At 34.7% G+C, this 26899-nt stretch carries 22 protein-coding genes and 1 pseudogene; 3 read left to right on the top strand and 20 right to left on the bottom strand.

Annotated elements, in window-relative coordinates:
* From E0E32_RS22020 to E0E32_RS03095, 11 genes are all read right to left on the bottom strand, one after another.
* Positions 1-150, bottom strand: coding sequence for a hypothetical protein (locus E0E32_RS22020; RefSeq protein ID WP_161485731.1), 150 nt, complete (start codon positions 148-150; stop codon positions 1-3).
* Positions 151-163: 13 nt separating this feature from the next.
* On the bottom strand, positions 164-1081 hold the full coding sequence (gene murQ / locus E0E32_RS03140) for an N-acetylmuramic acid 6-phosphate etherase (protein WP_130858932.1): 918 nt from the start codon (positions 1079-1081) through the stop codon (positions 164-166).
* A 351-nt stretch (positions 1082-1432) separates the two neighbouring features.
* Positions 1433-3022 (bottom strand): beta-N-acetylhexosaminidase, encoded by a 1590-nt coding sequence (gene nagZ, locus E0E32_RS03135; protein ID WP_078060189.1) that lies wholly within the window; start codon positions 3020-3022, stop codon positions 1433-1435.
* Positions 3023-3300: 278 nt separating this feature from the next.
* Positions 3301-4359 (bottom strand): serine hydrolase domain-containing protein, encoded by a 1059-nt coding sequence (locus E0E32_RS03130; protein ID WP_066195654.1) that lies wholly within the window; start codon positions 4357-4359, stop codon positions 3301-3303.
* 119 nt (positions 4360-4478) lie between these two features.
* On the bottom strand, positions 4479-5357 hold the full coding sequence (locus E0E32_RS03125; protein WP_066195651.1) for a MurR/RpiR family transcriptional regulator: 879 nt from the start codon (positions 5355-5357) through the stop codon (positions 4479-4481).
* 23 nt (positions 5358-5380) lie between these two features.
* Positions 5381-6328 (bottom strand): GNAT family N-acetyltransferase, encoded by a 948-nt coding sequence (locus tag E0E32_RS03120; RefSeq protein ID WP_066195649.1) that lies wholly within the window; start codon positions 6326-6328, stop codon positions 5381-5383.
* Between the two features lie 155 nt (positions 6329-6483).
* Entirely contained in the window at positions 6484-7629 is a 1146-nt protein-coding gene (locus tag E0E32_RS03115) for an exo-beta-N-acetylmuramidase NamZ family protein (RefSeq protein WP_066195646.1), read from the bottom strand.
* Between the two features lie 377 nt (positions 7630-8006).
* Positions 8007-9581 (bottom strand): extracellular solute-binding protein, encoded by a 1575-nt coding sequence (locus E0E32_RS03110; RefSeq protein ID WP_066195641.1) that lies wholly within the window; start codon positions 9579-9581, stop codon positions 8007-8009.
* Between the two features lie 56 nt (positions 9582-9637).
* Positions 9638-10534 carry a carbohydrate ABC transporter permease gene (locus E0E32_RS03105; protein WP_066195638.1) on the bottom strand — a complete coding sequence of 299 codons (897 nt, stop codon included), beginning with the start codon at positions 10532-10534 and terminating at the stop codon, positions 9638-9640.
* Between the two features lie 16 nt (positions 10535-10550).
* Positions 10551-11429: an ABC transporter permease gene (locus tag E0E32_RS03100; RefSeq protein ID WP_078060243.1), complete on the bottom strand. Its 879-nt coding sequence runs from the start codon at positions 11427-11429 to the stop codon at positions 10551-10553.
* A 298-nt stretch (positions 11430-11727) separates the two neighbouring features.
* Positions 11728-12441, bottom strand: coding sequence for a PIG-L deacetylase family protein (locus tag E0E32_RS03095; RefSeq protein ID WP_066195634.1), 714 nt, complete (start codon positions 12439-12441; stop codon positions 11728-11730).
* A 547-nt stretch (positions 12442-12988) separates the two neighbouring features.
* Between E0E32_RS03095 and E0E32_RS22790 the strand changes: the two are divergent.
* A pseudogene (locus E0E32_RS22790) lies at positions 12989-13108 on the top strand (transposase); the annotation flags it as partial.
* 393 nt (positions 13109-13501) lie between these two features.
* On the opposite strand, the gene E0E32_RS03085 reads toward E0E32_RS22790, so the two are convergent.
* The 8 genes from E0E32_RS03085 to E0E32_RS03050 all read right to left on the bottom strand — a co-directional run bounded on the left by E0E32_RS03085 (position 13502) and on the right by E0E32_RS03050 (position 22423).
* Entirely contained in the window at positions 13502-13843 is a 342-nt protein-coding gene (locus E0E32_RS03085) for a hypothetical protein (protein ID WP_165444937.1), read from the bottom strand.
* A gap of 43 nt (positions 13844-13886) precedes the next feature.
* Complete coding sequence (locus tag E0E32_RS03080) at positions 13887-15563, bottom strand: ribulokinase (protein ID WP_130858929.1); 1677 nt, start codon at positions 15561-15563, stop codon at positions 13887-13889.
* A gap of 168 nt (positions 15564-15731) precedes the next feature.
* Positions 15732-16742 carry an ABC transporter ATP-binding protein gene (locus E0E32_RS03075; RefSeq protein ID WP_130858928.1) on the bottom strand — a complete coding sequence of 337 codons (1011 nt, stop codon included), beginning with the start codon at positions 16740-16742 and terminating at the stop codon, positions 15732-15734.
* Complete coding sequence (locus E0E32_RS03070; RefSeq protein ID WP_130858927.1) at positions 16739-17740, bottom strand: ABC transporter ATP-binding protein; 1002 nt, start codon at positions 17738-17740, stop codon at positions 16739-16741. The genes E0E32_RS03075 and E0E32_RS03070 overlap by 4 nt, the downstream gene beginning before the upstream one ends.
* Positions 17741-17807: 67 nt before the next feature.
* Positions 17808-19334 carry an ABC transporter substrate-binding protein gene (locus tag E0E32_RS03065; RefSeq protein WP_130858926.1) on the bottom strand — a complete coding sequence of 509 codons (1527 nt, stop codon included), beginning with the start codon at positions 19332-19334 and terminating at the stop codon, positions 17808-17810.
* 51 nt (positions 19335-19385) lie between these two features.
* Entirely contained in the window at positions 19386-20282 is an 897-nt protein-coding gene (locus tag E0E32_RS03060) for an ABC transporter permease (RefSeq protein ID WP_207302260.1), read from the bottom strand.
* Positions 20282-21208 carry an ABC transporter permease gene (locus E0E32_RS03055; protein WP_130858925.1) on the bottom strand — a complete coding sequence of 309 codons (927 nt, stop codon included), beginning with the start codon at positions 21206-21208 and terminating at the stop codon, positions 20282-20284. The genes E0E32_RS03060 and E0E32_RS03055 overlap by 1 nt, the downstream gene beginning before the upstream one ends.
* A 135-nt stretch (positions 21209-21343) precedes the next feature.
* Positions 21344-22423, bottom strand: coding sequence for a zinc-binding dehydrogenase (locus tag E0E32_RS03050; RefSeq protein WP_130858924.1), 1080 nt, complete (start codon positions 22421-22423; stop codon positions 21344-21346).
* A 197-nt stretch (positions 22424-22620) separates the two neighbouring features.
* Between E0E32_RS03050 and E0E32_RS03045 the strand changes: the two genes are divergently transcribed.
* Complete coding sequence (locus tag E0E32_RS03045) at positions 22621-23382, top strand: DeoR/GlpR family DNA-binding transcription regulator (RefSeq protein WP_130858923.1); 762 nt, start codon at positions 22621-22623, stop codon at positions 23380-23382.
* A 236-nt stretch (positions 23383-23618) separates the two neighbouring features.
* Here E0E32_RS03045 and E0E32_RS03040 read toward each other — a convergent pair whose 3' ends face one another.
* The gene (locus E0E32_RS03040) at positions 23619-24428 is read right to left on the bottom strand and encodes a helix-turn-helix domain-containing protein (RefSeq protein WP_165444936.1); all 810 of its coding nucleotides are present in this window, start codon (positions 24426-24428) and stop codon (positions 23619-23621) included.
* A gap of 123 nt (positions 24429-24551) precedes the next feature.
* On the opposite strand from E0E32_RS03040, the gene E0E32_RS03035 reads away from it, so the two are divergent.
* On the top strand, positions 24552-25934 hold the full coding sequence (locus E0E32_RS03035) for an FAD-dependent oxidoreductase (RefSeq protein ID WP_130858921.1): 1383 nt from the start codon (positions 24552-24554) through the stop codon (positions 25932-25934).
* Positions 25935-26899 lie beyond the last annotated feature (965 nt).

Genomic DNA, 26899 nt, shown 5'->3' with positions numbered 1-26899 from the left:
TCACTTATTCTTTCGTTTTTGATAGGCTTGCGTCTTTTCTTGCTGCTGTTTCAGTTCACCAACGGCATCTCTTGTGGCATCTAAATATTGAACGGTAGGCTCATATTGTGAGGAAGCTACACACATAAAGATAATATCAATTACTACCACCCGTTTTTAATTTTTAGGTATCGTTATCAGAGGTCGCGCGAGTAATGGCATATCGCACAAATCCATCTGCTTGATGAAGTAATTTTTTCGCCTCTTCATAATTAACATTTGCTTTTATCATGACAATAGCAGGCTTCACCTCTAATTGTGCTTTTTCCAATGTTGCTGCAGCTTCTTCCAGCGACACTTCTGTTACGGCAGCAATAATATGCTTTGCGCGTTCCTTTAGCTTATAGTTACTCACCTTGACATCGACCATCAAATTTTGATAAATCTTACCGGCTTGGATCATCGTGGTGGTGGTCAGCATGTTTAACACCATCTTGTGTGCGGTTGCTGCCTTTAATCTTGTAGAGCCTGTTAACACTTCAGGTCCTGTCACCACATCTATTTTGATATCAGCGTATTGACTTATCTTGGCGTTTTTATTACTGCTCAAACTGATCGTTTTTGCACCGAGTTCCTGCGCATGCTTTAGCGCCCCTGCCACATACGGCGTTCTTCCGCTAGCGGCAATACCTACTACTACATCCAGTTCTGTTAACCCTCGCTCCTCCAAATCAGCCGCTCCTAAGGCAGGATTATCCTCTGCCCCCTCAACTGCTTTCATGATGGCCTGATCTCCTCCAGCAATCATCCCTTGTACTAGATCGGGTGGTGTACCAAACGTAGGCGGACATTCTACCGCATCCAGGATACCGATACGTCCGCTTGTACCTGCCCCTACATAGAGCAGTCTTCCTCCCTTGGTAAATGCTGCACTAACTATTTCCACCGCTTCTGCAATCTCAGGCAGTACCCTTTCCACACTTTTAGCAACACTTTGGTCCTCCTGATTAAATATTTTCAATATGTCATATGTGCTCATATGATCGATTTCCATTGTGCTCTCATTACGCTGTTCTGTCGTTAACGTTGTCAATATTTCCATGGTATCATCACCTACTTATATAGAAGATAGTTTTTTCTCGCGCATGTCAAAATAGGTTAATCCTTCAAAATACAAAGATAATCCTATTATTTAAATTTCTCCTACAATTAATCACTTTATTAACTACCATCATTTCATCTTATAGAGGATTTCAAGAAATACTTTTATATTAAAAATCTACTGATCTCAAAAACAATATTTTTATTCTAATTGTTTTATATAATAATATGTTAATTTATTATACAAACATTATTAATCTACTACGAAAATAAATTAAGTGTATTCTTACATATTATCCATTGAATCTTTAAGTAAGTCATTTTCCAACTAGTTTATTGACTTCTTTCTTACTTAAAACACATCTACTGGAAGTTCCCCTGCTGTTTCTATCTCTCCAATAATCGCTCTTAGCGCCATTGTTACTGCTGGATAGGTTGATTCGTATGTGCAAATAACAGCGTCCGCCTTGGAAAAATATTTAAGATCATATGGAGACTTCATTGCCAAACCTACGATTTTCACAAAATTAGTTTGACATGCCTGAATAAGCTCTTGCCACTTAATATCCAGTGTAAGCCCCACCGTTCCAAAAATAATATAATCAACATTCACAGATTTCTTAATCACTGCTTGCATTTGGTCTGAAGATGGCTGTGCTGACAATACCATTGTTTCTGCGTTTGGTAGATATTCTTTTATAATGGGTGATAGTATAGTATCAACCAATTGATCTTCTGCCTTAGATTTTGTTAAGCTAGCTACTTCTACAACAAGCACTTGTTTATTTTCAACGTCTAAAGGTAATACCTGCTCATTTTTTTCAACGGTGACACTGCGCTGGTAAACTTGACTGGCTAATTGTTCATGGTCGAAGCCTCCAATTAGTTGAGGATCATATTCCTGCTCTTTATCTAGTTTATAGTTATCAATCAATTCATTAATACGCATAATGGATTGATTGATCCTACCTTTCTTTATATCACCCGTCTCAACTGCTTGTTGAATCGCTTGGATTGCTTCTACTTGTTTAGAGTAGGTGTGCGAAATAATGACTAGATCTGCTCCTGCTTGAATAGCTTGAACAGCTCCTCTAGCCGTACCTATTGTATGTGATATCGCTTCCATCTCTAAGCAATCTGTTGTTACCACACCACGAAAGTTGAGTTGATGCCGTAATACATTTGTTAATATGTGTTTAGATAAGGTAGCCGGCAGATCGTGTTGTGATTCCAGAGCTGGAAAGTGGATATGAGCTGACATCACCACATCTGCGCCCGCATTGATACAATCTTGAAATGGTTGTAACTCCTCCATCCTTAGTCTTTCTATATCATGAGTTACAACAGGCATTTCAAGATGAGAATCAACCTCTGTATCTCCATGACCCGGAAAATGTTTAAGGGTTGTAATGATCCCCGCTTCTTGCAACCCCTTCATAGCTTGCTTACCAAAACTAGAAACTTGATCAACTGATTCACCAAAAGATCGAACACCTATTACTGGGTTATATGGATTACTGTTAATATCCAATACCGGGGCAAGATTCCAATTGATTCCTAACGCTCGTAACTCCTCTCCTGTAGCATAGCTAATGCGAAAGGCGTAATCTGGTTGCCGTGTGGCTGAAATTGCCATCGATCCAGGAAAAATGGTAGCTTCCTCCCCCAATCTTCGAACAATGCCATTCTCTTGGTCTAAACAAATTAATAATGGTTTTTGATATCCCGCTACTCGAGCTTCTTCTTGCAATGCGCTTGTTAATTTTTTTAGCTGTTGGGTATTATCTATATTACGGCTAAACAATATAACACCTGCTACATGATAATAATAAATAAGGTTTTTGATATCTGCAGAAACCTCCTTACCATGAAATCCAGCAATGATAAGCCTGCCAATTTTTTTCTCCATACTAGACATATAATCACCTTTTCCGTGATTCATCACATTTTATTCTAATATCATGTTATCATATTACACACGAAATTAAAATAATAATTCAATATATTTTATATTTTAACGAATTATTATTTTAAAAAATAGAAAAATAGCCTGTTATGAGGTGAGCTACTCATAACAGGCTATTACATCAACTATTATTTCATTTAGTTTTCAAGCCCTTATAAGACCTCATTGATCAAAATCTATATAACATACTCCCCGCAAAAAAATAGAACAGTCCGGTAATATACTCCTTGAAAATTCAAAAAACATACTATTTCTCATTCATCTATACAGGAGCGAATGATATTATGCACTGCAGCTCTCAAATTTAATATATGCTCCGGTATTCTACCAAAATGTACTCTGTTAGTTAATAAAATAACATGTAAGGAAATGCTCGGGTCAAACCATATGCTAGTTCCAGTAAAACCAGTATGACCATAGGATGATTCAGAAAATAAATCTCCACAAGAAGACACGGAATTATTATTAAGCAACCATCCTAAGCCTCGGAATTCATCACTAAAAGAGGTGAAATTTGTTTTCGAGAGCTTTAAAATAGCAGGAGATAAGATTTGAATTCCTTTAAACGTTCCTTCCTGTTCAACCATTGCTGCGTAATTTTGCAAATCACGAACGGTCGAAAATAGTCCAGCATGCCCACTAATTCCACCCATTGATTCAGTGTTTTCATCATGAACAATTCCTAGCTTATAGGAACCAGCTTTCTCATCATATTCAGTTGCCGCTAACCTATTGGAATCCTGTGTGGGCTTAAAGCTTGTTTCGTACATTTTTAAGGGTTCAAAAAAATTAGTTCTTACAAACTCTTCAAAACTTTGATTTGTTACTGTTTCTATCACTTGATATAAAGTAATCATTCCTAAATCACTGTATATCACCTTTGTACCAGTTTTATACTCTAATTCTTGGTTATAAATATTTTTGATAATCTTGTCTTTAGTTAATAAATGATTTAGATAATATTTTTTATGAGACGGTAAACCTGATGTATGTGTTAGTAAATCCATTATCGTTATATCTTGCTTACCCTGTTGCGCAAACATTGGTAAAATACTAGCAACTTTTTGATTTAAATATATCTCTCCTATCTCTATCAACTTTAAAATAGCAGGCAGAGTTGCTGTCACTTTCGTTAACGACGCTATATCAAAAATCGTATCTAATTGCATTGGCCTCTGCTTTGGATAAACCATCCTATATCCTACCGCTTCTTCCATCAGCATTTTACCTTGAAACGAAACACTAATCACTGCACCAGGGATATGCCTCAAATTTACTTCTCTTTTTATCAGGTTCACTACCTTTTCCCTCATCTGCCACATCCTTTCGGTTATTATGCGGTTCCGCTATTCACATTCTATTTATAGATTATAGTATTACTTTACAACAGCTATTTATCAGTTCTCATTCATTTAATTTAAATAAGATATAATTACAAATTCTTTCGTGAACTTTTCCCTTTTTCTGTTAACAAACTTATCGCTTTTCTTGTTGCCTCTAGATGTTTTACCGTATCATCATATTGTAAGGACGCAACACACATAAATAAAATATCTATCACTTGTAATTGTGCTAAACGTGAAGATGTTGCTGCACTGCGAAAAGTTGGCTCCGTTGTAGCTGAGGTATACAGATTAATATCAGCTATTGCCGTGACTTGGTTATTACCATATTTCGTAAGGCTAATAGTAGTTGAATTGTTTTTTTTCGCTAATTGAAGGAGTTTAGCTACCTCCATTGTGTTTCCTGAAAAGGAAATGCCCACAACAACATCTTCTTTTCCCGCATTTGCTACTTGAGTAGCAGCCATATGCAAATCTGTATATGCAGTACTTATTTTGTTTATTCTAAGAAATTTTTGATGAGCATCTTGAGCTATAATGCTTGAAGCACCAACACCAAAGAAATGGATCTTTTCAGCTTTTTGCATTGCTGAAACAGTTTTATCAATGTCTATCTCGCTTAGTAACTCTGCAGTTTCTTTCATCGTTTCAATACTATTACTCGTCATTTTATTTATAATAGACTTCGTTTCTTCTTTAGGTTCTATATCACTATACCCATCTACATTCCCTTTTTGTAGATCACCTGCTATACGTATTTTTAAATCTTGAAATCCGTTTAAGTTCAAGGACTTACATAGACGAATTACTGCAGCTCCGCTAGTAGAACTTCTCTTACCGAGTTCCATCGCTGTTAGCTGAATAGCCTCATCTGGATGATTAATAATATAAGTAGCTATTCTTTTCTCAGAAGGCGGGAGTGCAGCTAACATTTCTTTTAAAATCACAAGTCCTCCGTTGACAGACATAAATATCAACTCATTTCTATTAATTAAATATCTTTTTTCATCACACTAAAGGTACGACTTATTTCAAAACCTGTTTTTTTATATAAATATCCAGCTGTAGTTTTTTCGCCAGTCCATAAAAACCATGCACCATGGAGGCCCTCAGCTTTCATCTGATATAAACAAAGATTCAGCAAAATCTTTCCTAATTTTTTACCTTGTTCATCTGGGTCAATGCCGAATGGGCCAAAGCGTTCAGGTATACCTTCGTAGCCTCCATATAAGCAAAAACCGACTACTTTATCCTTATTTTTAACTATCAAAATTCGATTTAACGGAAGACCACGGAGAATTCCCTCACGTATAGCTCTCCCCCAGTCAGGATTAAATTTATTATTAGCAAATTGTATCACTTCATATAAATCTTTATCTTCTGCAAATTTAAAGCTATAACCTTCCTCTTCTCTTTTACTTAGTAACTCCTGTATCTCATTTGATAATTTAAAATCAATTAATTGTTTATCCATTGCAATAGGTGAATACATTTTTTTAAAGCCTTTAGATTCCAAAAATTTATATGCTGCAGGATAAGCTCCCTCGTCTATACCTGGCATAATATAATTAGGAGCATATGAAGCAAAAAACACGTTCTTTCTGCCATTTTTCCGCAGAAAATCTATAGCTTCATTAAGCAGTGTGGTACCTATGTCTTGATTCCTGTATACTTTTTCAACAAAAAAGAAAGGTATCCAGCCATTATCAGGTTCCAATTCTGTACCTGCCATGGGGGTGAGTCTTCTAACGGCATATACTACCCCTTTTAAATTGGTATCATCAAAAGCTAAGCGCAGACCTTTAGGATCAAAATTAACATCAAGTAAAACGAGATTCCGAAATCTTTCTGAAGTGATTGGATCTCTCCAAAGAGTTTTATTCCATAGCTTTACAATCTCTTTCTCATCTCCAGGTTTGTAATATCTATATTTGATCATTATAATTCCTCCCTTAAATGACAGCAATGCGTATTGCTTCAAACTATCTACGGATTAAAATTTTATTTTACTACATTTATCCTTTTTGCTACACTCTTAGAAATATTTATCTCGATCTTATGTTTCCCGTTTACTTTTTTAAATCATAAATTAATTTATTTATATAATAAGTACGGCTCTTTTAGTTTTTGAAATTTTTGCAGTATTCCATTGCAAGATCTTAAAAAAACCTCTGTTTCACCTTTCAGAATTAACGCTCTTAATTGTTTAGTACCAGCTAACAGATCAAAAAAATATTTACCTTGGTCATTTCTCTTAAAATAAAAGTGGTTTGGATATATCTCCGCCACAGTCTCAATTAGACTTAGTCCCACTTGTACAGAGTTAAGAACCTTTCGATCCTTAATATGTAAATGTATACCTTCACATTTTTCATTTTCATATTTTTGATAAAAAGGTGCAAATGTAGTAGGTCGTGCTAATATACCCGGATTCTTCTTTTCATTAAACTTTTTCGCTAATAACTGACCATTTATAAAAGGTGCACCTACTATTTCAAATGGTCGAGTTGTTCCTCTTCCTTCTGATAAATTAGTACCTTCGATTAAACAAGTTCCCGCATAAAGAGTACACATATCAATATTAGTAGTATTAGGAGATGGTGAGACCCAAATCAAGTTCAATTCATCAAAATATTTTTCTCTATCCCATCCTTGCATAGGTACTACTGTAAGTAAACAATTATATCCGAATTCACATTTAAACAATTGGGCAAGTTCACCTACTGTCATACCGTGTCGATTTGGAATAGGGAGTAACCCTACAAAAGATCTTACATCTGTTTCCACGATATTACCTTCTATCTTACCTGAAATCGGATTAGGCCGATCTAACACTACAAAATGTTTATTGAATTTTTCACAGGCTTTCATCATATATGCCATGGTATAAATAAATGTATAATAACGAGAACCAATATCCTGCAAATCGAATACTACCACATCAACAGGATCCATCATTTCTTTTGTCGGTTCTTTTTTTTCGCCATACAAACTATATACCGGTAGGCCTGTATAAGGATCAGTACTTGAACTTACTTGTTCACCTTCCTTTGCCTCCCCACGTATACCATGTTCCGGTGAGTATAATGTTGTTAGGTTTATTGAAGGATGTTTATACAATAAATCAATGGCTGGAATCAACTGTTGATTAACACCTGTAATATTAGTTAATAATCCTATACGTTGCCCCTTAAATTCTTTAAATTGTTCCTCAATAAAAAAATCTAAACCTATTTTCAAACCACATCACTCGCTTTTACTCGATTTTTAATAAATACTTTCATTGATAACCAAGGTATTTCTCTGCTTAGCAAATTGTATAAAACTTTCTTGAAATTCTATAAAATCTCACCTAGCAGCACCTTGACACAACATAATTGTAAATATTGACTTAGGATAGTTAGGCTAGATAACGAGAAAGCTAACCTCATTTCCAACTTCAACAAAAGAAAAAAGACTCTAATACACTTTGGCTACCTTGCTGAGCAAGCTTGTTATTACAGTCTTTTCTGATAAATCAAGGTAGCCCGCAATGTTTTTATTTTAGGATCAATCTTTTGTGATAATTCTGATCACTGATAAGTAGTTTTTTGATATTCTTTTAGTTTACCTACCAATCATTGCACTTCAGCCCAACGATCATAGGCAGCTTGATGTATTTCAACCAGTTCCTCTATACCAAGACTATTAAGCGTCTCCACGTACTGATCCCATGCTCCCTCAATTGACTCTGAACCTGTAATGAATTTTGCCTCCATTTGCTCTACGTAACTATCAATTTCTGTTTTTAATGCATTAACTCTCTGCTGTTCATCAATAGTTAAATATACTTGTGGATAAGGAGTTTCTGCATAAGGGACTAATTCTTCGTTTGCCCAATCATAAATTTCTAAAATGGCTGGGTTACCTCCTTCTTTTTCATAAAATTCTTCAGTTAAGTTCATCGGTACTAACGTTCCTACTCCTGGAGCATGTTTAGCGTTGGTTTCCGTTGTACTTAAACCGCTTTCAGATAATAATACCCATTGGTCATCATCGTTCCATTCATAAGTCTCTCCTTCTATTCCTAGTCTAGATAAATATGTTCCATCTTCAGAATACAGGTAATCTATCCAACGCATGGTTGCTTCAGGATATTCATTTTCCGAGGTTATGGCGACTCTTCCTCGATATATTTCACTATTACTAATAGTTAATTTTTCATCATTGGTAGAACTAGTCATTGGTGGTAAGATCGGATAGTTTAATGCTTCTTGCGGATCTTCAAAGCCTACCATAACAATTGGCCAAGTTGTAAAAATACCGGTACGCTCCCCTTTAGCAACAAATTGTTCCCATGTATGAGATACTATTTCATTATCTAGTAATTGCTCTTCATATAGTTTGTTAACAAATTGCAAATATTCTTTGTATTCATCTTGTACCCAAGCATAATCTACTGTTTCATTCTCTTCGAAAATTCCCTCTTCTTGGACAATTCCAAAATTAGCAAAAAGACCTTGTCTTAACTCTTCTAAATCAGTTGCAGTTATTGGTATTACCTCACCTACGTTACCCGGATCTTCTTCTTTAAAAGCTTTTAACATTTCATAAAAATCTTCCATAGTAGCTGGTTTATCCATTTCTAGCGTTTCTAACCAAGGTCCATTCATCCATAAAATTGGTGTTTTTGAGGTCGGGGATTGGTCAATTCCAGGTAAAGCATATATATGGCCATCCGGTGTCGTGATAGAAGCACGTAAATCAGGGTTTTCATCTAATAATTTCTTTAAATTTGGTGCATAATCTTCAATCAATCCCTCTAAAGGAATCAATAATCCTTGTGAGCCATAATCTACTTCTTCACCAGCTGTCAATTCCGCTCCATAATATACATCTGGTAAATCCAAACTAGCGAAAGAAAGTTGTTTATTTTGTTCAAAGTCATCTCCCGTGGATGTTTTATACTCAAAACTTATATTCATTAAATCCTCTATTTCATGAAAGAATCCCATCTCACTCCATTCCGGCTGTATTGCAGAACGTTTACCCATAATTTCTAAAGTAATTGGTTCATCTACAACAGGGAACCCTTCGGTATTAAAATTATCAGCTGGCTCATTTGACTCATCTCCTGCCTCTTCATCATTTGAACAACCAACCATTAAAATGAATAATATAAATAACGAAAAGATTAATAATTTATTTTTCATTTTATTATAATCCCCTTTTTAAAGTTTTAATTATAAACAGTTGAGCACCTATCTTTCTATTCCTTCAAGGATCCAATCATTACTCCTTTCAAAAAGAATCTTTGTAAAAATGGATAAACAATTAGTAACGGAGCTGCTGAGACAATCATTACTGCATATTTAACAATATCAGCTATTCTTGAATGCTCACTCAAAGCTTCAGCAGAACCTGATTGTTGCATTAATTCCGTAGTTAACTGCTGTTGTACTAATATTTCTCTTAAAAAGAGTTGTAATGGAAACAAACTTTTATCCTGTAAATAGATCATTGCATTGAAATATTGATTCCAATGACTCACACCATAAAACAATGCCATAACCGCTATAATAGGAGCTGATAAAGGTATTACTATTTGGAAAAATGTTCTTATTTGAGAGGCACCATCCATCTCAGCAGCTTCCTCTAAACCTCTAGGTATGGTCGCTTTAAAGAAAGTCATGGTAACAATTATATTCCACATAACTGCAGCATTAGGAAGTACCATTGCCCAAATAGTATCAACAAACCCTAAATCACGTACCAATAAATAAGTTGGAATTAACCCCCCTTCAAAAAACATTGTGAATACTAATAAAGCCATGATTATCTTCTTTCCAATTAATTCTTGTCTAGAAAGCGCATATGCCATTGGCAGTGTTATCGCTAAATTAATAAAAGTACCAAAAAGCGTATAAAATATTGTATTACGATAACCTAACCATATTTCACTATTTTGAAACACCCTTCCAAACCCTTCGAATGTAATACCCCTAGGGAAAAGCCACATTTGTCCCGAATTTACAAACTGGGGGTCACTAATGGAAGCGCTGATAATATAAATCAACGGATAAGAAATTAATAGTATAAAAAACCAAACTAAAAATTTATTACAGACATCAAATACTTTGTCTGTTTTTGATTGTTTTATTGCCATTGTGAATTCCCCCTGCTTACCATAAGCTTGTTCCTGTTCTTCTAGCCATCTTATTAAAGAAAATAAGAATCATAAAATTAATAATGGCATTAAATAATCCCACTGCAGTAGAATAACTATATTGCGCATGTAACAATCCGGTTTCATAAACATAAGTTTGAATTATCTGGGAAGATTCTAAATTCAACGCATTTTGCAAAAGCAACACTTTTTCAAAACCAATAGACATCATATTCCCCATATTTAGTATTAAAAGTATGATAATAGTGGGCATTATGCTAGGTATGTTAATATGCCAAATACGTTGCAATCTTGAAGCTCCATCTACTTTAGCAGCTTCATGTAATTGAGGGTCTACCCCTGCTAAAGCCGCCAAATATATAATTGCCCCCCAACCAAGGTTTTGCCATTCATTAGACCAAACAAAAATGGATTTAAACCAACTAGGTTCTGTCATGAAACTTATAGGTTCAAAACCTAGTAATTGAATAAAATTATTTATCACGCCTGTAGAAGGATCTAAAAAAGCTATAATCATACCTGCGAAAACTACTACTGATATGAAGTGAGGAGCATATGTAATAGTTTGAGCCGTCTTCTTGAATTTTCCATCTCGTAACTCATTCAAAGATAAAGCAACAATTATTGAAATTGGAAATAAAGCTAGTGCATATAAGTTTATTCCTAGTGTATTTTTGATTAAATCCCAAAATTGGAACGAGTTAAAGAACCGCACAAAGTGTTCAAACCCTATCCATTCACTTCCCAAGATTCCATCAATAGCTCTAAAGTTTTTAAAAGCTATTTGTAAACCATACATGGGATAGTACTTAAATATTAAAAAATAAATTAGCCCGGGAGTGAGCAGTAAATAAAGTTGCCAATTTATTTTCATTTTACGCCAATTAAATCTTTTTTTCTCTCGAGCTTTACTGCTTACACTCTGTTCCACCAATCAGTTCAACCCCTTTCCTTACACATGTGAACTCTACATTAATTTTCAGAATGTGAGTAACTTTAATGAACTTTATCAAAATACAAAAATGTGATTTAAAGAAAGTTACCAATAAAGTAATATCATTTAATAAAAATACAATGATTAAACAAGAAACCATATATATAAGCACATTACATAAATTATATTGGAAATCCCATACTTTTTTGTAATACGACAAGTATTTACAAAAAGGTAATTATAAGTCATACCCAGGTATTCCATTACCTTTATGTACATTCGTTCCTGTGGGTGTTTTTAAAGTCTGAGCATATTTAACTCGAGCCACGCAACCCCTAACGGTACCCAGCGCACTATAATAATCATAATATCTAAAAGAACTGGAGTTCATGATAAACCAATATTGGGACAAAGCTTTTAAATATGTTTCAAATTCATCTGACACATCTACAAAAATATCTGGTACATAACCTTCCATGTCTTCCCAATTTTCGCTATGTAAATATGGATAGTAATGTGGTTTTAATCCAGATAGATCAAACCCTGCTAACCCAGCTTTTAATTGGGCCGCTTGTATTAACCTCGGACATAGTGCATGATCTGAATGTATACTATTTTCCCAATGTGTAATGACAATTGTAGGTCTTAATTCACGCATTAAGGTTGCAATATGACTTATTAGTTCCTCACTGAATGATAATTCTGCGTCTTTATAATCTAAAGTAATACTTTTACCACCTAAAATTTCAGCTACTTTTTCTGCTTCCCTGATTTTTTGTTCACGATAATCTTCTACAGAAATATGTGGAGGATTACCCTTTTCACCTGCTGTTAAATGTAAAAAAGTTACTTCCCATCCTGCCTTTGCATATTTATTTGCAATCGCACCTGCCTGAATTTCCCCATCACCACAATGAGCTCCTACAACTACCAAGTGTTTTTTATTGTCCACTTCTCACCATCTCCTTTGTAATTTGTATAAAAGAACAGCTCGCTATTACATGATTATTTTTCTATTCATAATCAATTGATCACAATGCTGTCTTTTAAAATTTAGTTTATGGTTATCTAAACTAACGTTCGAGACTATGTTTACTCCTTGATCATTGTTAGCGCTTACTCATAAACTTAGCTATATCCTAACACATTTTTTTAATTAATGAAACATTAAATTAAATTTTTTTTATTTTTTTAAAATTAAATTTCAATAACTGCATTTGACTCCTATTGAAGATAAAGAAACTAAAACTGTAGAAGATTTTATTTTATGAAAATAATAAAGTAATTCTGCAGATCCAGTGTAAATTTTCTATCTTTAAATATTTGAATAAAAAATGCGAGATAAATAGTAATATTCTGGTTGTAATTTGATCTTCATTTCTTGAGCAAACAGTTCAAATTCGTTTTTCATATGATGATAGTCTAATAATTGGATATACAAAATAGTTTTTTTATACAAAATATAATAATCTCTAGGATTGTCTAAAATGACAAAATGATATGATAAAGAATTTAAAGTATATGCAGGGAAATTGGTAGTGGAAGTTGACAGGAAAGCAGCCGAAGTAGCAAGAGAATTAGATTTAGTCCCACAGACACTGCAAAAATGGGTAGCGAAGTGAATGTCATATTCAATGGGAATCTGATATCAAATATAAAGATATAGAAAATAGAGAGCGCTTTCTTTCCTTTTTTCAATTATCGATGTGTACGACAGGATCATTATCGCTTATCACTTAGACTTAACATGGCACGCAAAAGAGGCTGTTCATACACTTAACCGATCACTATTTATACGAAAATTATTAGATGAAAAAGTAAAACTTGACCTGAATTATTCACATAAATTCTTTGATACGATGAAAACACCTAAATATTAAGCGATGTAGATCCATCCTGTATATCATCCAATAAAAAAAGAATCCATTTCTGATAAGGTTAAAGTACCACCAAATAACCAACAGAAAGGATTCTTCTAATGGCTACTTTACCGAAAAAACACTAAATTTCAATCATCGAATCAAATTATCGAACAATGGAGATGCTCTTTCATCGAATACAAGGCAACTTTTATTTCGCGAATTCAATGAAAAGGTAGGGTTCTTCTCTAGCGCACATGTTGCAACGTTCAGTAAACTTCCTTGATTGAACGGCTTCTCTGGGTGTCCCTCTTGTTGGGAAGTAGACGTTTCATCCGTTATCTTTCCCCTGGGAAACGGGGCAGCGTTAACATAATGATCATCCTCTAGCGTGGTTTGGGTCTCTTCTCGTTCCTGCATTTGTACTTCTATGATCCATTTATTCACTTGGTTGATGATAGAAGCATCTAGCCGTTTGCGGAAATGTGTCATCAAGGAGGCAGCAATAGCGCTTTCTCTTGAAAGGTATTCTCTTTTATCATCTTATTTTAGTTTTATTATATTTTAGATTTTTAAGGTGCTTCATGACATCATTTTCACCTCTGCCAAAATAATTATAAATTATTAGATATTCTTGGTATAACTTTTCATATACTCGAACATGTTGAGGGTTTGGTGTATAAACTTCTTCCTTCAATTTTGCAACTTTATCTGCTACTTCTTCAATTGAAGTTATTCCACCTCTAGCTACCCCAGCTGCTACTGCACCAAACATAGCTGCACCTACTGCTGAGGTTTGAGTAGAATCAGCAACTCTAATTATTCTGTTCGTCACATCAGCATATATTTGCATTAATAAAGGATTTTTCTGAGCTAAACCACCACAAGCATATAATTCCTTAACTGGAATCCCCTTATCTTGAAATGCTTCTATTATTTTTTTTGTGCCAAATGCTGCAGATTCTAATAAGGCTCGATAAATTTCTTCAGGCTTCGTTTGTAGTGTCATACCTATTAATAACCCACTTAGTTCACTATCAATTAAAAGAGAACGATTACCATTCCACCAATCTAAAGCTAGTAATCCCGTTTCACCTGGTTGAAAATTGCTAGCCTTATCAATAAACCATTGATGAATATTGATTCCTTCTTTAGCAGCAGCTTCTTTTGTATCAGTCGGTGCAACATGATTAACATACCAAGAAAACATATCACCTACTGCAGGTTGGCCTGCCTCATAACCATAGTAACCAGGAATAATTCCATCTTTCACTACTCCGGATATCCCTTCTATGCTCTCGTTTTTCGGACTAATAAGCATATGACATAACGAAGTACCCATAACCATCACTAATTTGCCTGGTTCTACAACACCCATACCAACAACTGCAGCATGTGCATCAATATTGCCGACCGCTACTGCAGTACCTTTTTGTAATCCTGTCTTATTAGCAATAGATTCATCAATTTCTCCAACCTTTTGACCAAGAGATACTATATCTCCTCGAAGTTTTGTTTCAATTACATCCTGTAAATCAGGAGACAATTCTCTCAAATATTCTTTTGTCGGAAAACCATCTCGACTATTCCAAATTGCCTTATAACCCATTGCACTAATACTTCTTGCCCAGTTACCTGTCATCTTAAAAATTATCCAATCCATTGCTTCTACGAACTTATCTGTCGCTTTATATAAGTTAGGAGATTCATCCATGACTTGCCATATTTTTGGAAGCATCCATTCAGAAGAGATTTTCCCACCATAACGATATAGAAATTTCTCATTTCTTTGTTCTGCTACTTTGTTCATTATATTCGCTTTATTCTGAGCTGCATGATGTTTCCATAATTTCACCCAAGCATGAGGATCATCATACCATTCTTTTTTATACATTAATGGATTACCATCATTGTCTACTGGTAAAATTGTACATGAAGTAAAATCGATGCCAATACCTATAATATCTTTAGAATCAATTTGAGATTGATTTAAAATAGCAGGAATGGACCTTTCTAATACTTCCAAATAATCATTTGGATGCTCCAGTGCCCAATCTTGTCCTAACATCGTGTTTGAATTAGGTAATTTATCATCAAGCACTCCATGTGAATAAGTCATTTCATGTTGTGCGATTTTTACTCCTTCCTCTAATGAAACCAGAACAGCGCGCGCTGATTCCGTACCGTAATCTATACCGATTACATATTTTGTCACAAAATCACTCCTTCATCCCTTCCACCTATTACCATTAAGAAACGAACTAAACTTGTTAATAAAAAAATCTTTCGTTTTCTCTAGAACCGTAACAATGGATTATTAATAATATATAGCAGGTATCATATACTAAGTAAAATTAAAAGTTCAAAACAAAGTTTAATGGTATTATTTTTTAATAACTTCTTTTTTTTCAGCGAAATGGCATGCACTTAAATGATGATTTTCAAAACTTTCTAAATCAGGCTCTTTTAACTCACAGACCTCTGCAGCCATCCAACATCTTGTTCGAAAACGACAACCACTCGGAGGATTAGCCGGAGAAGGGATATCGCCTTTTAAAATAATCTCTTGTCTATCTATTAATTCCCATGGATTCGTAACAGGAATAGCAGATAATAAAGCCTGTGTATATGGATGCGTTGGCTGGTCAAATAATTCTTCTGAAGTACCTTGCTCAATAATCTTACCTAAGTACATAACAGATATACGATCACATAAATGTTTAACAACGGATAAGTCATGTGAAATAAATAAGTAAGCTAATCCTAATTCTTTCTGCAAATCTTGCAGTAAATTTAAAATTTGTGCTTGTATGGATACATCCAATGCAGACACGGCTTCGTCACATATTAGCAATTTTGGTTTCAAAGCTAACGCACGAGCAATACAAATCCTTTGTTTTTGCCCGCCGGAAAATTGATGTGGATAACGATCAGCAGAATGAGGATTTAAACCAACGAGTTTCATTAATTCAAATAATTCTTTTTCCCGATCTTTTTTTTGCACAAGTTCTGTATGAATTTTCCATGGTTCCTGAATCAATTCTTTAACGGTCATTCTAGGATTCAATGAGGCATCAGGATCCTGAAAAATCAATTGAATATCCTTTCTAAGTATTCGCATTTCTTTAGAAGAAAGCGTGGTCAAATCCTGGCCATTGAAATAAATATGTCCTTTTGCAGCTTTTTCTAATCCTAGAATAGTCCTTGCAACTGTTGATTTACCACAGCCCGATTCCCCTACTAGTCCAAGTGTCTCCCCCGGATAAACAGAAAAGCTCACACCTGCTACCGCTTGTATTTCCTTTATCGTTTTTCTTAATAATGGACTCTTGACAGGAAAAGAGGTGACTAAATTGGACACTTCTAATACTGGTTTAGGTTGTACATTCCTCATTTATTCATAACCTCCTCCGCAAAATGACAAGCGCTTTTTCTATCCTTCATTACTTCTCTTAATACAGGTGTTTCTTGCTTGCATTTTTCTTTAGCAAAACGACATCTATCATAAAAAGAGCAACCTTTCGATAACTTGTAAAAATTGGGTGGTGAGCCTTTGATCGGGGTTAGCCGCTCATTTTTATTATTAATCTTTGGGATGGATTTCATTAATCCGATTGTGTAAGGATGTGTTGGCTTTGTAAATACTTCATTGACTTGACCTTGTTCCACAATACGACCTGCATACATAACAGCAACTTGATTGGCGTATTCGGCAACTACTCCTAAGTCGTGTGAAATAAGAATTAGCCCCATTTTATATTTTTGTTGTAGTTCTTTTAATAAATTCATTATTTGAGCTTGTACTGTAACGTCCAATGCTGTTGTCGGTTCATCTGCAATTAGTACATCTGGATTTAAAGCTAATGCCATCGCAATCATCACTCGTTGTTGCATTCCACCAGAAAATTGGTGCGGATAGTTATTAATGCGGTTTGCTGCATCTGGAATTTTCACTTGTTCCATTAATTCAATGACTTTTTTCTTTACATCTTTTTTCTTTAATTTCTGGTGAAATCGTAAAGCTTCTCCAATTTGATATCCGATAGTTAATACTGGATTAAGCGCACTTAAAGGATCTTGAAAAATAATAGATAATTGGGTACCATATAATTTTCTTTTCTTTGCTTCGGGAAGTTGTAAAAGATCCTGATTCTTATATATTATCTTTCCGTTCGAAATCTTAGCAATAGATTTTGGCAACAGACCTAAAATAGCTAGAGCAGCAGTACTTTTTCCACTACCAGATTCACCAAGTATTGCTAGTGTTTCAGATTGTTTTAATGAAAAAGAAATATTATTAACTGCTTTAATATTTCGATTTCCCGTTCGGAATTCTACAGATAAATCGGATACTTCAATAATAGAATTTGATTCATTCTGAACGATCTCCATCTGTTTTCCCCTTTCTTTGTTATAGAGAGAGAACACAGAAGTCTTCTCTCTCTTATTTATTTGATGATTATTCAATGGATACTTGATGCAATCTTGGAGCACTTGCTGGATCTGGTTCAAACCCTTTTACATTGCTTCTGACAGCATGAATTTGTTTTAATTCTACAGGAAAAATACCTACTGCTTCATCCCAAATAATTTGATTAACTTGATCATATAGGGAAGCTCTTTCCTCTTGATCCGTAGTTTGTTTGGCATCCAACAAGAGCTGATCCAATTCTTCATTATGATAACCATTGCGGTTTGCTTCTGATATATACAAACGACCTAATGTATAATCAGCATCACCCGTAATTACAGAATTGGTTTGTAAATCCATATCCCAATCTAATGCATTTAACTTTTCAATCCACTCTGCACGTTCTAAACGATCAGGTTCGATTTCAACACCTATTTCAGACCAATAAGAAGCCATTATATTTTGAAGTTCTAAAATCTGTGGCCCCCCGCCTTCATTCCACATCATAGTAGTAGTAAACCCATCCGGGTATCCTGCTTCTGCTAATAATTCTTTAGCTAGTTCGGGGTCATATTCATACGGTGACTGTTCAGAGTGCCCATATACTGCATTTGGAATAGGAGAAGTCATTACCTCACCTGTAGCCCCAAACAAATCATTCACTATTGTTTCAATATCCAAGGCATGCCACAATGCTCTTCTTACTTTAGGATTGTCAAAAGGTTCTCTACTACTATTAAACCAATTAAAATAGTATAAATAGCTTTCACTTTCTACCAAATTAATATCTTCATTACCTTCTAATTCTGTAACTTGGTCATTTGGAATTGTCCAAGATAAATCAATTTCCCCTGTTTCAATTGCTGTCATCCTAGAAGATGTTTCTGGAATATTTACTAACTCTAATGTGTCTAAGTTTGGTGCTCCATCCCAATACTCATCATAACCAGATAAAATTAGTTCTTGTTCAGGTGTAAATGATTCTACTGAAAACGGTCCACTCCCAATAGGATTCATAAAGAAGTCTTCTTGTTCCATATGATCAGCCGGAACAATGAATAATAAACTTAAATTAGATAACATCGTTCCTAATGGTTCTGTTGTTTTAATAGTTACTGTCTTGTCGTCTTCGGCTTCGACAGAATCAAATACTTCCCACAATACAGTTAAAGGTGATTCTCCACGCGTAATCAATTGTTCTAAGGAAACTTTTACATCTTCAGCAGTCACCTCAGAACCATCATGAAATGTGATATCATCTTTTAACGTAAATGTCCATGTAAGATCATCTTCTTGTTCCCAGTCTTCTGCTAAACCACCAATGAATTCGCTTCCATCATTGACTACTAAAGTATCATAAATCTGTCTTGATGCTAATATAGTAGCTGGCTCACCATGATTAGAACTAAAAGGATCCAGTGAAATAATACCTGTATCATAAGCGGCTCTTAATTCTTGGTTACTCTCACCTTCCTCCCCAGAGTTACCTTCTTCTGATAACCCGGCACAACCTGCCATAATCCATACTAATGATACTCCCATAAACCATACAAAAAGCTTGTTACTTAACTTCATATTTCTCTCCACTCCCTTTTATATTTTTAGAATTGTACAACTTTTAGTGATTTAAAAATCATTCATATGTGGATCATATTTATCACGCAACATATCTCCTAGAAAGCCTACACAAATTACCAAAATAGCTAATGCAATACCTGGCATAACTGCTATCCACCAAGCTGAACTTATATAATCACGTCCAAGAGAGATTAAAAGCCCCCATGAAGCATTTTCTTGCGGTGTTCCTAAACCTAAAAAGCTTAATGACGCTTCTGAGATAATTACTAATCCTAATTGGACAGTCACTACAACTAACAATGGTGATAAACACATCGGAAAAACATATTTGGCTAAAACCCTAATATTAGGTGCCCCAATTACTCTTGCTGAATCAACAAAATCTTTCTTTTTTGTTTCTAAGGTTGCTCCTCTTACAACACGTGCAAAAGTAACCCACCTTGTAATCGCTAACGTTATAATGACATTCATTACACTTGGCCCTAAAACACCCGCAATCAAAATTGCTAATAAAATAGCCGGAAATGCTAATTGAACATCAGCAATTCGCATAATAACACTATCAACAACGCCTCCATAGTAACCTGAAATTAACCCTAATAGCACTCCGATAAGAACACCTATCACTACAGTAGCTAAAGAAACGATAATAGATATTCTCGTTCCATAAATAATTTGCAAAAGCACATCTCTACCAACTTGGTCTGTTCCTAACCAGGCAATTTGACTTCCATCTCTAATAGTCGATCCAGGTGGCAACAAACGATCCTGAGTAAACGTTTTTGTCGGGTTATAGTCAATAATCCAAGGGCCGAATATTGCAATTAACACAAACAAAACAATAGGAATACTTATTAAAATAAACTTCCAATTACTTTTACTAATGGTGAACTTTTTCATCACTTTATTTTCTTCTGAAATTATTTCTGCATTAAGATTGGACATCATGATTCCTCCACTCGAATACGCGGATCAATGTATCCGTATAATATATCTACAAATAAATTTAAAACAACATAAAATACTGCAATTAGTGCTATTGAAGCTTGTACAATCGTAAAATCACGATAGAGAATAGAATCTACTAATAATCGACCTATACCTGGCCACGAGAATACGACTTCAATAATGATAGCGTTTCCGATAAATTCCCCTAACAACAAACCTGCCACTGTAATAACCGGAATTAATACATTTCTTAAGACATGAATATAAAAAACAAAACTTTCTGTTAGACCTTTCGACCTTGCGGTTTGTACATACCCTTGTCCTAACTGTTCTAAAATTCCACTTCTAATTAGTCTTACAAACATCCCAATAAAAGGTAAACAAAGTGTAAAAGCTGGTAATATTAGGTGTGCTAATGAACCAGTCCCTCCACTTGGTAATAAACCAAATAATCTCGAAAAAATTAAGATTAATACAATTCCTACCCAGAAAGTAGGTAAAGACTGCCCTAATAATGAGAAAAAGGATATAATTTTATCAGCCATTCCTCTAGGCTTTTTAGTAGCCAGAATGCCTAACGGAAAACTAATTAATAATGCTAATATAATAGATGAAAAAGCTAACGTCATCGTAAATGGAAGCCTTTCCAAAACATAATTTAGTGCTGGCCCTCCCAACCGGAAGGAATCTCCAAAATCAAACTGAAATGCCTCTAACAAATACCGTGAATATTGAATCATTATTGGTTCATTTAGTCCTAACTGCACATTCAAATTATCAATTTGTTCTTGGGTGGCTGAACTGCCTAGCATAACAGAGGCTGGATCACCAGGTACCACTCGTACTACTAAAAATATAATCGTGAGTGCTCCCCAGACAACAAACAATGAATATATTAAACGTCTGATCAAATAGCCTGCCATGGACGATACCTCTTTTCTTTTTTAAGTCAATTACATTCATTATATAGCCGTTCATAATGAAATCTAGGCTCCAAGCTTTATAATTCAGTTACTATTTAAAGAGATTACACACATATAATGACCTGATACTTCGAATCACTCCCATTTAAAGGTAAGTATTGTTTTTTTCCAGCCTTTATTTTCAACTACCTTATCCATTACATTCTTTAAATCCATTGAATTTTTGATTATTACATTCTGATCGGGCAGTATTTTCCTTAAAGTATTTTGATAATCAGGATCTTTAAAGTACTTCATAAGTTCTTTGAATTCCTTTATTGTACTTCTTGAACTGCCATAAATAGTCAAGCCTTTTTCCAGCACATCACGAGTATTGATCGGTACCTTATTCTCAGTTACACCAAGTAAGACAATTTCTCCTTTTGGTTGTATAAATTCAATTGCTTGATCAATGGCACTTTCACTGAAATTGCCACCTGTACATTCTAGGATGATTTCTACATCGCTCGGCTTTTTAAAATCATATTCTTGTACCATGTAAGTGGTTGCAAAATCAAATTGTACTAACTTTTCTTGATCCGCACCAAAAACAATTAAGTGTGACCTCGGAATTTTATATATGTGTCGTAGAATGGCAGCTGTTAAGAAACCAACTGGTCCATCACCAAAAACCGCTATTTTCTTCTTTGAGAGATCTCCATTTATATGACTAATCGCATGTAATGAAACCGAATTCAGTTCTGCTAATACAGCAATTTCATCTGGTATATCTTTAGGGATGGGTACCACATTTTCTTTGGGTAATACTAAATGGGATTGCCCAATTCCATCTACTCCACTGCCTAAAAATAAGCTTTCAGGAGAATAGTTATCCTCTTTCTTTATTTTCTTTTGATCTTGAGTATTTTTATTTTCTATTTCTTGAAATCCTTTAGCTATATTCGGTACTATAATTACATTTTCTTTCATTCGTAACCCTCGATCTCCATCTAGTACTAGTTCTCCTAGACCTTCATGAAAAAGAGCCATAGGAAGTTTTTTATCAAGCACTTCTTTTTTGCGCGAACCTGTATAATAACGAAGGTCTGCATGACAAATACTAGCTAAAATTGGCTGTACAACCACGTCACCGGGATTAAATTGATGATTTAATTCAACTGTTTCAAATTTTCCCGGAGCTGTTAATCGATGTGCTTTAGACTTAATTTTACTCATTTACTAATAAACCTCCTGAAGTGTTCATTTTTGATTGATTACGCACTATATTATTATCTTTGAAATCAATTGTCAATATAAATAAACATATAATTATAAAAATAAACATATAAAAGCACTCATTTATGCTTATTTGATTATTTGTGCTCATTCATGTATGATAATAATGTTATTAAAAATAAACAAGGAGGGAGAATATGCTTCCTTTAGAACGTCAAACTAAAATAGTTCAACTACTTGAAGAAAAAAATGCTATAACAATCACTGACTTAGCACATCACTTTCATGTGCATGAAGCAACAATAAGAAGAGATTTAACACTATTAGAAAAAGAAGGAAATATTAAGCGAACTCATGGAGGAGTGGTTTTCGAAAAAGAAGTACATTCTGAGCCTGCTTTTCACGAAAGAGAAAGCGTCCGTTTAAATGAAAAGAAACGTATCGGAGAATACGCTGCTTCTTTTATAGAAAATGGGGATAATATAATCTTAGATTCTGGAACAACAACACTTCATATTGCTGAAGCTATAAAGAAGAAAAAAGATATTACTGTTATTACGAACGATATTAACATAGCGGCCCAACTTAGGTTTTCAGAGGCTATTAAAGTAATAGTGACAGGTGGCGTATTATTTCCCAATAGCTATATGTTGAATGGCAGAGGAACAGATAGTACCTTAGAAAATCTCAACGTCCAAAAAGCATTTATTGGAACACCTGCTTTCCATCAAGTGAAAGGTTTAACCCATTTTGATGATTATTTAATTTCAGCTAAAAAAGCAATGATTCAATCTTCTAAACATATCATTGTGGTAGCAGATCATACAAAAATCAATCGTATATCATTACATTCCGTAGCAAGTATTCCTATGATTCATGACTTGATTACTGGTAAAGAAGCTAATTACACAGATTTAGAAAGTTGTATAAAAAAAGGAATAAATGTACACTTCATTTAAAAATTGTTGGCTAGCAAGGCTGGTCAGACTGAACATGTCAAACGCAATAGATCGTCTTATAAGTGTTGAGTGAACTCTTGTCCCATAGATGTCGTTCATACTTATTTGACGTTTCTCACTATTGCGCAAAAATACTAGAACTGTGGTCTCTATCTTGTTTCGCTGCCCACGTATCCTAACCCTTTTTCCACATTACACCACCTTGATCTTTCCTCTGACAACTATTTAAACGAGCATTATAAATAATTTTCTTCGCGATATTTTGATGGGGTAATGTTCATAAAATTAGTAAATACGCGACTAAGATAAAAGCCATTGTCATACCCACATTTTTCAGAAATTTGTTCCAATGTCAGATTTGTATCAAGTAGCAATTTTGCAGCTCTATGCATTCGCAGTCTTTTAATAAGTTCAGTTGGCGTCATACGAAATGCCTGCTGAAAACGTCGTGTCAACTGAACGGGACTAAGTCCTATTTTTTCAGCAAGTTCTTTTAAATGAATTGGCTCATATGCATGCTTTAGTATCCAGTCAGCTGCCCTATTCATTAGGTCATCTTGCGAATCCAGAGATGGGAAAGCATTATGTTGAATGGGATCAGCCTCAAGTTCATCACAAATTAGCTGCCAAATATCATTGATTATCCATTGTTTGCGGGAGGTGCTTCTTTTATCTAAAGATAGATGGAGCCTGCGTAAATATGAGAAATTAGAAGAAAGTCGCTTTCGATCTTTAGGTGTAACCTTTACTTGGGGAAGCAGTAATTCATCCTTAGAATGAGTTTGTATATTATATCCAATAAAATGGAGTGCCAAAGGAGTAATTATTTTACGTTTGAATGCTTGACCAGGGGGACAGAGAATAATGTCATCATCAGAAGCGATACCTTTTTCACGACCTATCTCGTAATGAAAACTACCTGATTCAACCGCAAACATTACCCAATTTTGATAAGTATCTATACTTCGATCAAATTGTTCTTTTGTTTTCCAGTAGGTATGCCAAAGAAGCTGTAAGGTATAATCTGTTAAATTATCAAATTGCATTTGCATAGCACCTCATTTATTGAAATAAAGTATATATTATATGATATAAAACTGTATGTAAAAAAGCAAATACAACTATTATAATGAAATAAATTATATTAAAAGATAGGAGTGCAGTGAAAAATGAATCATAGACAAACAATCAAAACCCAAGTTCTTGTACTTGGTGGCGGATCAGGCGGAGTAGGCGCAGCACTTTCTGCTGCTCGTGAAGGGGCAGAAACAATTATAGTGGATCGACAAGGATTTTTAGGCGGGAACATGACTATAGGCCTGCCATTACTAGGTTTTTTAGATGCTCAAGGGCGTACCACCACACAGGGATTAGCCCAAGAAATTGTAGATCGTTTAATCGAGTTAGGGGGATCATTTGGTCATAGGGAATGTCCATTGCATAATTCAACAACTGTTATTGATCCGAATTTAATGAGAATCGTCATTTTTGAAAAAGTAAAGCAATATGGTGTGCACCCATTGCTTCATTGCGAACTGATTAATACCAATACAGAAGGTGGTGAATTGAAATCTGTCATTGTAAAGGGAAAGGGACAAGAAATAGAGATTTTTGCAGATGTGTTTATTGATTCAACGGGTGATGGTGACGTTGGTTATTTATCAGGAGCAGAATATGAAAAGGGTCAATATTCAAAAGGAGAAATCAAGCGAGAAATTCAACCTGGAACTTTAATGTTTACTGTAGGCGGCTTTAAACTAGATAAATTTATGGATTATTTGGAAGATCATCCCGAAGAACTTAAACACGGTGAATCTATGAAAATACGTCCCGGCTATACAGCAGAATTTCTGCGTGCTAGTGAGAACCATGTTTTTGTTGGCTTAAGAAATACGATTTCAAGATTGAGAAAAGAAGGAAAATGTCCTATTGAACGGGATACTATTATTTATATCAACTTGCCTAAAGAAGGACACATTGCTATTAATAGTCTTCGCATTCTCAATTTTGATGGTTCAAAGATAGAAGATTTAAGTAAAGGAGAAATAGATGCTCATTTGAATATTCTTCCTTTGATTGATATGTTAAAGAAAAATGTGCCAGGCTTTGAAGATATTTATTTATCCTCGATTGCCCCATTTATGGGTGTTCGTGAATCACGCAGAATTATAGGAAAAAAAATGATTAAAGAAGAAGCAGCCTTAAATGGAGAAATACCTGAAGATACGATAGCTTTAGGATCATATATTATAGATATTCATAGTGGATCAAGCGATTCAACTATAATTAAATCACTGAAAGATCCATATGGAATTACATATGGAGCGACGATTTCAAAAGATGTAAAAAGACTCATGCTGAGTGGAAGATGTATTAGCGTTGATCCCGTTGTATTTGGCTCATCTCGTGTTATGGCAACTTGTATGGCTGTAGGTGAAGGAGTTGGAATCGGAGCAGCATTAGCAGTGCAGGAAAATATTTTACCAGAGGAAGTTGGTGTTCAAATGATAAGAGAAAAATTGCGTAAATATGGAGCATTACTTTCACTATAATTACAAGATAGTAGTACTGTTTCAAACTAAATGGGTAATCTTAGATAGTTTGCGAATAGAGCCTTTTTGATAATGCCTCCCCGCTATTTAGTATGGGAGTAGAAGGTAGTTTAGAAGGTCTTATACGGAGAGGCGGGCAATGATAGCATTTTATGTGTAAGCCAATATTCTTTGATACTGGGGGCTTGGCTCGTGAATCATACCCGCAGAGGCTCCGTATCAAACCGACTACGATTCTATCTTTTGATTATGTTTCCAACATCAAATAACGAGGAGTCCCTTTTTATCTCTATTGCAGCAATATATTTATTAACACTTTCTCTTAATTTTTAAAAAATCAATATAATTGAAGATATTCTATCTAACCTTACACTAGGATTAATAAGAAGTTAAGAGCTCTCGTATATATCTAAAGGTTCAGATTCTAATATCCAATTTGTAGGGTAAAATGACTTTTATTATTTCTTTATATCCCTATTTAAAGCTGCATAGGGCATAGCTATGTTTAGCTCTACTCCTACAACTTTTACATCATCAGCTTCTAATGCTTTCATCAAATGTTATACCTACTTATGGTTCATACCTGTTAATTATTTTATTTCTTTATTACTCAACTTTCGGACATGACTATTCCACTTACCATTCGATGTAGAAGGGATTAATATCATATTGTATCCGAAGAAAGAAGAAGCTTTCTTAAAAACTCTGGTAAATTATTAAGAATCGATCCAAAAAGTTGAATTTGATCATCAGTAAGAATAGATGGATTCTTCCTCTAGCATTGCAACCAAACATTCAAGGATGACCAAAACTGCTTTAGGAAAGCGCATGTCTTCCATTTCATCTCAACAAATGTAAAACAGTTGCTCAACTTTTGAAAGATCTTGTTCTTCCAGAAGACTTATTACTAATATCATATAGCGAAGATAAACGATGGATGTATGGGCGTCCAGCGCATTATAATG

The organism is Gracilibacillus phocaeensis (assembly GCF_900626275.1).
Lineage (GTDB): Bacteria > Bacillota > Bacilli > Bacillales > Amphibacillaceae > Gracilibacillus > Gracilibacillus timonensis.
This window is presented reverse-complemented; position numbering and strand designations above follow the sequence as displayed.